This is a genomic window from Nostoc sp. (assembly GCF_036916575.1).
Lineage (GTDB): Bacteria > Cyanobacteriota > Cyanobacteriia > Cyanobacteriales > Nostocaceae > Nostoc.
Map to the genome: position 1 here is coordinate 94741 of NZ_JBALGC010000036.1, position 9033 is coordinate 103773.

The 9033-nt window shown below is 41.6% G+C and carries 8 protein-coding genes and 1 pseudogene; 1 reads left to right on the forward strand and 8 read right to left on the reverse strand.

What is annotated here, in order from left to right:
- Window positions 1-415: 415 nt before the first annotated feature.
- From pip to V7L29_RS09360, 8 genes and pseudogenes are all read right to left on the reverse strand, one after another.
- On the reverse strand, window positions 416-1354 hold the full coding sequence (pip, locus tag V7L29_RS09325; RefSeq protein ID WP_334735259.1) for a prolyl aminopeptidase: 939 nt from the start codon (window positions 1352-1354) through the stop codon (window positions 416-418).
- Between the two features lie 125 nt (window positions 1355-1479).
- The gene (locus V7L29_RS09330; RefSeq protein ID WP_334735260.1) at window positions 1480-2763 is read right to left on the reverse strand and encodes a hypothetical protein; all 1284 of its coding nucleotides are present in this window, start codon (window positions 2761-2763) and stop codon (window positions 1480-1482) included.
- Window positions 2763-3149, reverse strand: coding sequence for a hypothetical protein (locus V7L29_RS09335; RefSeq protein WP_334735261.1), 387 nt, complete (start codon window positions 3147-3149; stop codon window positions 2763-2765). Before V7L29_RS09335 ends, V7L29_RS09330 begins: the two co-directional genes overlap by 1 nt.
- 131 nt (window positions 3150-3280) lie before the next feature.
- Window positions 3281-3853, reverse strand: a pseudogene (locus V7L29_RS09340) (CHAT domain-containing protein); the annotation flags it as partial.
- A 29-nt stretch (window positions 3854-3882) separates the two neighbouring features.
- Window positions 3883-6291 (reverse strand): tetratricopeptide repeat protein, encoded by a 2409-nt coding sequence (locus V7L29_RS09345; protein ID WP_334735262.1) that lies wholly within the window; start codon window positions 6289-6291, stop codon window positions 3883-3885.
- 346 nt (window positions 6292-6637) lie between these two features.
- A complete protein-coding gene (locus tag V7L29_RS09350; RefSeq protein WP_334735263.1) occupies window positions 6638-7081 on the reverse strand; it encodes an aspartyl protease in 444 nt (147 codons plus the stop codon).
- Window positions 7082-7266: 185 nt separating this feature from the next.
- Window positions 7267-7515 carry a hypothetical protein gene (locus V7L29_RS09355; protein ID WP_334735264.1) on the reverse strand — a complete coding sequence of 83 codons (249 nt, stop codon included), beginning with the start codon at window positions 7513-7515 and terminating at the stop codon, window positions 7267-7269.
- Window positions 7516-7544: 29 nt separating this feature from the next.
- Window positions 7545-7799 carry a hypothetical protein gene (locus tag V7L29_RS09360; protein WP_334735265.1) on the reverse strand — a complete coding sequence of 85 codons (255 nt, stop codon included), beginning with the start codon at window positions 7797-7799 and terminating at the stop codon, window positions 7545-7547.
- 662 nt (window positions 7800-8461) lie between these two features.
- On the opposite strand from V7L29_RS09360, the gene V7L29_RS09365 reads away from it, so the two are divergent.
- Entirely contained in the window at window positions 8462-8761 is a 300-nt protein-coding gene (locus V7L29_RS09365) for a hypothetical protein (protein WP_334735266.1), read from the forward strand.
- Window positions 8762-9033: the final 272 nt, after the last annotated feature.

Sequence of the window (9033 nt, forward strand, 5' to 3'; positions counted from 1 at the left end):
TTTAAATGGTGAACCAGCGCTGTGGGAGGGTTTCCCTCCGGAGCCACTGCGGTCTTGGGGTCTCCCCAAGTAGAGCATGTGGCGTCAGGCGACTGGTGAACCCGAAGGGTATATTTATTTACGCCGTGTTGTACTAGTTTTATCAGCTTTTACAGCAGTTTTCATGTATTTGAACCACATCTGTCGTAGGGGCACAGCAATGCTGTGCCCGTAAAGCGTGGTCTATTTACCTGAGAATAGCTGTAAGTCCAACTTCATTTTATTTAGTTTCGTGGATCAAAGACCAATTTAATATCGATTGTCGCGATAATGTTTGCAAGACCCTCAAAAGATTGGGATTGTCTTGTCGTCGGTTTAGTTTTACATTCGCTCCTTTGGCAAACTCCCCATCCCCCAAGCTAAGTATTCAACCGAATTAAATATTATCTGTTGCCTCAATCAAAGCGCTGCAAATTCCTGGCTCACTCATTGAATGCCCGGCATCAGGAACCACTATAAATTCGGCTTCCGGCCAAGCGCGATATAATTCCCAAGCTGAGATCATCGGGCAGATTACATCATAGCGTCCCTGAACAATTACAGCCGGAATATGGCGGATACGGTCTACATTTAAGAGTAATTGATCTTCTGTTTCCAAAAATCCCTTATTCATAAAGTAATGGCATTCAATTCGAGCAAAGGCGGAAGCAAATTCACTCTCGCCAAACTTTTGCATGAGTTCTGGGTCTAAGAAAAGTCTACTGGTACTAGCTTCCCAAATTGACCAAGCACGCGCTGCTGTTAATTGAATTTCTAAATCTGGATTGGTCAAACGTTTGTAATATGCTGCGATCAGATCATCACGTTCATCTACGGGAATCGGTTTGACATATTCTTCCCAAGCATCAGGAAAAATATAGCTAGTACCCTCTTGGTAGAACCATTGCAACTCTTTTTGCCTCAGCATAAAGATACCACGTAGGATTAATGCCGTGCATCGAGAGGGATGGGTTTGACTGTAGGCTAATGATAAAGTGCTACCCCAACTACCACCAAAGACCGCCCATTTTTCTATACCTAAATGTTGGCGCAGTTTTTCGATATCACTGACTAAATCCCAAGTAGTGTTTTCCCGTAATTCAGCATGGGGCGTACTTTGACCACAACCGCGTTGGTCAAACATCACTAATCGCCATTTTTCTGGGTGGAAATATTGCCGATAGAAAGCTGGACATCCACCACCAGGGCCCCCATGCAGCAAAACGATGGGTTGACCTTGCGGGTTCCCTGACTCTTCAAAATGAATGGTATGAAGGTCAGAAACCTGTAAACTACCTTCTAAGTAAGGCTCGATCGCTGGGTAAAGTTCTCGCATTTTCGATATTTTATCAGTAATCTTGTGATTGCGATCGCTAAACCCTGAGTTGTCAGATCGTTGGCGCGATCGTGTTACACAAGGAAGATTATCTTCTAAAAATTCCTAGTTTTACACGGCTGAATTTAACGACGAAGCCGGGGTAGGATTTTGGTTAGAATAATCCAGAAAACAAAGCTGGCGATCGCACCTGTGCCAATACTGTACCAAAAAGCTTGTGTTTGGTAGAAGGGGATGTCTTTGGGTGGAGTTTGTTGAGCGAGAATGACAGAGGATGCAATCTGGCTTGTTGCTAGTCCAACACCTACAATTGCAATAGTCGTGTTGAGGTTGCGATCGCGCTGTGCTTGCTCTATCTCTACCATTCCGCGAATTGTAGCGGTCAAGTTTTCTAATATTGGTAATCCTGGATTTAGACTGAGATAGTCTTTTTCTAATTGTACCTGATATTTGTCTTTGACTATCTTGCTGAATTCTTCTAAAAATTTATCGTTTGGAAAAATTTTTTCACGCTGTTTTTCGTAGTTACGCTCATTAACTTCAACTGTGTGCTGTTGAGTTTGCAGGAGGTTTATATCTTGGACGTAATTAAATACAGTATTAATGTTTTTTTGCAATTCGCTTTTTAGCTCTTGCAATCCTTTGGTTGATAAACTTTCTAAACTCTTCTGGTCTATTAAACTATGCTTATATTTCTCCAACAGCCTTAATTTTAGTTCCCGTCCTTGTTCATAAGCCCAAAGGATTTTATGTCTACAGTAAAATAAGTATCTCCATGTGTTATAATAAGCACCAGCTTTTTTAAATAGCTTTTTATCAGGATAGAAAACAACTATCACATGACTGTCTTTTTCAATTTTGTCCCAACGCCCTTCACCACGCCACATTTCATAGACTGTAGCGCCTAAAAATTCTCCTAAATTTTGATATTGATGTCCTTGTGGAATTAAGGCTTTGTAAGCTTGATGAGCGTTTGCTTCAAGATTTGGGTTATTAGCTGAAACTATCCAGCCTGATATCATCCAAGTTTGCCCTAAGTAGCCATTTTCTGAAAGTCTTCCAGGTGCTAAATTACCAGTTTTTGGGAGAAGGGCTAAATCTTTGATTTGAGTTAAGGTATGCTCAATATCAGATAATTCAACTTGCTGATCAACAGAACAGCTATAGCGTAGGCAGTTAGTATCGTCAAAATTCGCTAGACTGTAAGAACCATCAATAGCACTTGAAATTGTGTCCTCGAAATCAAGGCGTTGTTGATCTTCGTCGTTGGGTTTAGCTAAGAATCTCTTTTGTTTAAGTTGTTCTTTAAGTTTTTCTGCAAGCTTTGACCAATAATCTTGCTCCTTGCTCGAACCATCTGCAAGATTATAAATGAATAAATCTAGGGTGGGATACTCTATTTTAGACATTAAGAATTTTTTGGGATAATTTCTGACTTGTGCTTCTTAGCTTCAGCACTGGAATCAGGAGCTTTAAAAATTGCGATCGCAATATTGGTAAGATGTTCTGGGGGCATTGTAGGTTGATTCTGCTGACTAGGTTGATCGTATCTGTTAAGTTCTTGAGTTGTATATTGCCTCTGAATATTCATTCGCGCATTACGGTAAGACTTCTTAAGACATTCGTTTTCTGCCAATTCTAACAAGCGGTTAAGAGCATCATCCTTTTGTGTATTTACAAGCATTTCACCAACTTTATTGATTTCCTGCTGTAAAGCTATTGGTAAAGGAGAATCTAATTTTACCAAAGCTCTTAAAAAGGCGTGGAGGGTGACTGTTTGTAGTAGGTTAAGCATAGAAAGGGAGTGGGAAGACAATGGGAATAAGGTTTAACCGATTTTGTCTGAGTAATTATAGCTGCTTATATCTTGGGAAAAACAAAATGTTGTAGGCACAAACGGTGTTTGCCCCACAGTTGGGTGTGCTTTTACCCTGTTGTACTGGGTTTACCAGTTAAAATAAAGCCAGCCCAATAATAAGGATGAGCATAGGGAGGTTCGGTAGATTCCTTCTTATTTGTGTCATTTTCAATAATTTCCGCTTCCGTGTTCAGATACTCTCTCGATTGGGGTTCATTTTTATTCAATTCTATGGCTAAGTCTCTATACCACTGGACTAATTTTTTATAGGTTAACTGACGTAGCCAATCTTTTGCTTTTCTCAGTGCTATGGTAGGGGTTTGTCTTTGCTTAAGTAATTGGTAAAATTTAATTATGAGTAAAGCAGTGGAACATTCATCGACTCTCCACAGAGTACTAACAATGTAGTTTGCTCCTTTAGCAAGAAAGCCACTTACTAAACCAACATATTCATCGATTATCCTCTCTTTGCTGAATTCCTGGCTAGTGATCCCAGTTTCGCAAGCAGAAAGACAAATGAGTTGATACTTTCGTAAGTCTAATTCCTGACAATCAAAAATGTCACCCAAAGTCAATTTTTCTGTATATCCTAACTCCAAAGCTGATTCTCTCGGCTTATTTAAAATGTGATACCCATGTCCTGTAAAGTGAAAGTAACCTTCATACTCTCCTAAAGTAACGTCAGGAACTCAAGGGCTTCTTCATAGCTTTTTTTTGCTTCAGATAAATCTGAGAAAAGACTTGGTAGTTGCATCATGCAATCTTGCAACTTTTTCGATTTTGCAAGATGTGTGCTGATAGTTTCTTCATCATCAGATGTTCGTATATGTTCCGAAGTTTTTATAGCAGCTTCCTTATTTAGAGCAGATATGTTTTTTAAATCCTGATTCTTATTCCAAGTTTCCCACCACTGAGGATCTATACAGTTAAGAGCGCGATCATAAAATTCAATGGCTTCTGTATCCCGCTTTAACTTAACGAGTACATTTCCTTTGTTAACCAAAGCTTCATGCTTATCTGGTTTGAATTCAATGGCTTTGTCGTAGGATGAGTTCGCTTCTTCGTAGCGTTTTAAATTTCTAAGTGCAATCCCTCGATTGTACCAAGCCGAATGGAAATCTGGTTTGAATTCGATAGCTTTGTCGTATGATGAGATCGCTTCTTCGTGGCGTGTCAAAGACCCCAGCACAATCCCCCGCATGTACCAAGCCCAATCTTTGTCTGGTTTAATTTTCAGTGCTTGATCGAAACATACAACAGCTTCTTCGTAGCGTTTTAAATTCCTCAGTGCAATGCCCCGGTTATTCCAAGCCCAATCGTCGTCGGAGCTAAATTCTATGGCTTTGTCAAAACTGGTCAGTGCCTCTTCATACCGTTGCAAGTAATCGCATAGCACAATGCCCTGGCTGTTCCAAGCCCAATCGTCGTCTGGTTTAATTTTCAGTGCTTGGTCGAAAGATGCAACAGCTTCTTCGTAGCGTTCTAAATTCTTCAGTGCAGTCCCCCAATCAATCCATCCTTGAACACAAGTGGGAGCAATATCTTGAGCTTTCTTGTAGCTGGCAACTGCCTCTTCGTAGCGTCTCAAATGGCTCAGCGCAATCCCCCGGTTGTGCCAAGCCGAATGGTTGTCGGATCTAAATTCTATGGCTTTTTCAAAACTAGTCAGTGCCTCTTCATACCGTTGCAAGTTATCGCATAGCACAATGCCCCGGTTGTTCCAAGCCCAATCATCATCTGGTTTAAATATTAGTACCTGGTCGAAAGATGCAACAACTTCTTCGTAGCGTCCCAAATTCCCCAGTACATTGCCCCGCATGTACCAAACCCTATCGTTGTCAGGTTTAATTTTCAGTGCTTGATCGAAACATACAACAGCTTCTTCGTAGCGTCCCAAATTCCTCAGTGCAATGCCCCGGTTGTGCCAAGCCGAATGGTTGTCGGAGCTAAATTCTATGGCTTTGTCAAAACTGGTCAGTGCCTCTTCATACCGTTGCAAGTAATCGCATAGCACAATGCCCCGGCTGTTCCAAGCCCAATCGTCGTCTGGTTTAATTTTCAGTGCTTGGTCGAAAGACGCGAGCGCTTCTTCGTGGCGTTCTAAATTCTCTAGCGCATTCCCCCGGCTGTTCCAAGTTGAATTGTTGTTTGGTTTAATTTTCAGTGCTTGGTCAAAAGATGCAACAGCTTCTTCGTAGCGTTTTAAATTCCTCAACGCAACGCCCCGGTTGTGCCAAGCCGAATGATTGTCGGAGCTAAATTCTATGGCTTTTTCAAAACTGGTCAGTGCCTCTTCATACCGTTGCAAGTAATCACATAGCAAAATGCCCCGGCTGTTCCAAGCCCAATCGTCGTCTGGTTTAATTTTCAGTACCTGATCGTAAGATGCAACAGCTTCTTCGTAGCGTTTTAAATTCCTCAACGCAATGCCCCGGTTGTGCCAAGCCGAATGGTTGTCAGGTTTAATTTCCAGTGCTTGGTCGAAAGATGCAACAGCTTCTTCGTAGCGTTCCAAATTCCCCAGCGCAATCCCCCGGTTGCCCCAAGCCCAATCCTTGTCTGGTTTAAATTGTAGTGCTTGATCGTAAGATGCAACAGCTTCTTCGTAGCGTCCCAAATTCCTCAGTGCAATGCCCCGGCTGTTCCAAGCCCAATCGTCATCTGGTTTAATTTTCAGTACCTGATCGTAAGATGCAACAGCTTGCTCATAGCGTTGTAATTCATCTAATGCAATTGCTCTACCTCGCCAGTCTTCTGAATCTTGGGGGGTAAGTGCGATCGCTCGATCCAAATCTGCTTGTGCTTGCTGCGCTTGGTCAATTTGTTGGTAAGCCAATCCTCGCCATACTAGCACCAAAATGTAGTTTGGCTTAATTCCCAAAGCTTGGTTCAGGTATTCAATGGACTCGTGGTATTGTTCTAGACGATAACAAGTCAGACCCAACCCATAACTTACTTGGGGGTTTTCTGGTTCCAGTACAGCAGCTTGCTGAAAAATCTGTAAAGCTGCTTGGTAGTCTCCTTGATCAAGTTGGTTGTGTCCTTGCTCCAGTAAACTTGCCACGCTAGGATTTGGCATTATTGCCTAAAGTCCAATATTTTGATTAATATTATAACTTCTTGGCTGAGTAAGAGGCTGTTTATACCCGCATTTCTCACAAGCTTTGCGTAGGCGTAGCCCGCCGCAGGCATCGCCTATCTCGTAATCTTTACTCAGAACCGATTTCAAGCCTTTTTCGCGGCTAATAATTTTAGCACAGTGCGAAACGCATAAATCTAGGTTTTATAAGGCTTTGAGAGATGTGGTGAGAAATCCGGGTTATAGAATCCATTTGGGATAACTATTACAAGAATGATAATGTCTATTGCTAAAATCACCAAACAAAGCAACTAGAAAACGTTACTGGCACTCTGTACGATTTCCATTACAAAACCATTAAATAAGTATCTTTTCCTTCCACTGGCAAAACTTGCAATTTCTGATTTTGTAAATCGGGTTCTAATCCTAAATCTTCTAAAGGTATTAATCCCAATAACGGATCTGAATCTTCTGGTAATTCAATACAATTGAATGTCCCTTCTCTTCCCTCAACTGAAAGATTCAACATTTTAAAAATCCGAGCTTTTTGTATTCCTATAGCTATTTTTACATCTATTTCTCCTTGCAGAGGCAATCCCAAATCAATAATAATATTTTTAGGCAAGCACAGCCTTGTTGCACCTGTGTCAACTAAAACATCATGTAAAGTAATTGAGCGTATCTGTTCTGTGGGAATAAATCCTCTTTCTGCGAGAGTTTGGTCAATTTGGTTAGTAATAGTGATTGTGGTAGTTACTTTGCCGATTTTTTCACTTTTGCTATTTGTCATATCATTTTCCTCAGGACTTACGCAAAATAATGAAAAAACGAACCGCAAAGGACGCAAAGAACACAAAGGAATAAGAGTTTTAGAAAGTCATTGCGTAAGTCCTATTCCTATAAGAGGATGTTTAAAAAGTGGTATGTTGTGATTTTAATCGAATTATTACCCCCCTTAATCCCACGCCACTTGCTTTAAGTCGGCAGAGCCGACGGCAGTTGCTTCAAGTCGGGAAACCCGCTGTTAGCACCTGCCTCCCCAACGCAGTGGCTCCCCGATGTATTGGGGGGAAACAAGAAAAATCCAGTTCCCTCCCCAATAGATACGGGGAGGGTTAGGGTGGGGTAAAACCCAGATTTATCAAGCAACAGCCCCTTGTTTAGGCTGACGCACCGGACGCTTGCGATCGCTTCGACGAACGCCTCCTGCCATTTTGTACTCATCGCTATTCTTGCCATACTTTGCAGCTACACTAACTAACTAACATATGTTCTGTTAATTCCATCAGCGACTTTTCGGCAAGTTCTAAGGTTCCCTGAGTCAGATCCACGGTGGAGAGGCTTGAGTTATATGCTTCTAACTTGTCTTGCGTTGTTTTAATGGCGGCTGCAAAGGAGTCAATTGTTATCCCATTGCCTAAGTCTAAGCTGGGACTAATCGATTTCAAAGCTGCAATCCGACGCTGTGCTCTATCAAGTACTTTCGACCCGCGTTTGGGACGTGACATAAATCACTTTCCTGTTATTAATGATGCGCCAGGAGAAAAACTGAGTTCTATCCTGAACTGTACAGGACTAGGATAGACAAAATTTGGGTTACTTGACACCCGCATAATTCAGTATAAAATGATTTATTTATTACAAACTTATCGAGTAGCTTTATGTAAATTCTTGGTGGTTGCCCGAATTCAATAAACGACTGCCCGAATTCAATAAACGACTGCCCGAATTCAATAAACGACTGCCCGAATTCAATAAACGACTGCCCTGCGGGAAGCGAGCTACATCCCCCAACCTCTTCTCCAAAATTGGAAGAAGGGAAGCCAAATTCAAAGTCCCTCTCCCAAACTTGAGAGAGGGATTTAGGGTGAGGGCTTTTGATTCATGCAAGAAGTCTAATATTAAGAACTTAGCAAACTTGCTTTTATTAAACACAAAAGCAGAACGCAAGAATTGAACTGATACAAAGCGTAGACGCTGCATCGGCGAGTCAAGAGACATCGCACACAAATTTACACCAATTCCTCAGGAAAATCTATGTAAAAATACTTAAAAACATATTGAAAGTATAAAAATATACTATATCTTGAAATAAGAAAGGCGATCGCCCTCGCCCAAGAGTCTGTGATCGCCTTTCATTTAACCCCTACAATTGGAGTCAAGCATGATCATGGCACAATCAAAAAAGTTTGCCAAATCACAACCAGAGCAGTATTTACCTACCCAAGGCAACAACGCACCCCTTTTGAATCAATCTGACCAAAAGCGATGCCTGCGGCGGGCTACGCCTACGCCAAAAAGAGAACCGATTAAACATTTATTGATTGGTTCACCAAAAGCCGTTACCAGCACAATTCACTTGTTGCAAGTTCTCGGCTATGCCAGCGTTGGTGACTGGAGTGCGCTACTACCAACAGGTAATCCAGATGAAGTTATGAGTATTTTAAGCCGTCAGATTTTGATGCAATAACTCAGTCAAACACTAAACTTCTTGCAGAAGTCGGGTAAAGGGTAAGGGGGTAAAGGGGAAAGGGATAGATTTTTCTTTCCCCTTAACCTTTCCCCCTTTCCCTACAAGAGTGCAAAAGGTACTTTTGCAAGAGGTCTACTATCTAGTACCCTCCCTTTTTTAAGGGGAGGGTTAGGGTCTTTCAAGGGTAGGGATTTAAGAAAGGGGCAGTTTAATCGGTAAAATACAGAACTGAAGTCAAACCGCAAAAATATGTAAGAGAAATGCGGCAA

Coding starts and splice junctions, on each gene's coding strand:
- V7L29_RS09360 (WP_334735265.1), bottom strand. CDS start 7,799: ATGTCACGTCCCAAACGCGGGTCGAAAGTACTTGATAGAGCACAGCGT.
- V7L29_RS09335 (WP_334735261.1), bottom strand. CDS start 3,149: ATGCTTAACCTACTACAAACAGTCACCCTCCACGCCTTTTTAAGAGCT.
- V7L29_RS09365 (WP_334735266.1), top strand. CDS start 8,462: ATGGCACAATCAAAAAAGTTTGCCAAATCACAACCAGAGCAGTATTTA.
- V7L29_RS09345 (WP_334735262.1), bottom strand. CDS start 6,291: ATGCCAAATCCTAGCGTGGCAAGTTTACTGGAGCAAGGACACAACCAA.
- V7L29_RS09330 (WP_334735260.1), bottom strand. CDS start 2,763: ATGTCTAAAATAGAGTATCCCACCCTAGATTTATTCATTTATAATCTT.
- V7L29_RS09350 (WP_334735263.1), bottom strand. CDS start 7,081: ATGACAAATAGCAAAAGTGAAAAAATCGGCAAAGTAACTACCACAATC.
- pip (WP_334735259.1), bottom strand. CDS start 1,354: ATGCGAGAACTTTACCCAGCGATCGAGCCTTACTTAGAAGGTAGTTTA.
- V7L29_RS09355 (WP_334735264.1), bottom strand. CDS start 7,515: ATGAGTACAAAATGGCAGGAGGCGTTCGTCGAAGCGATCGCAAGCGTC.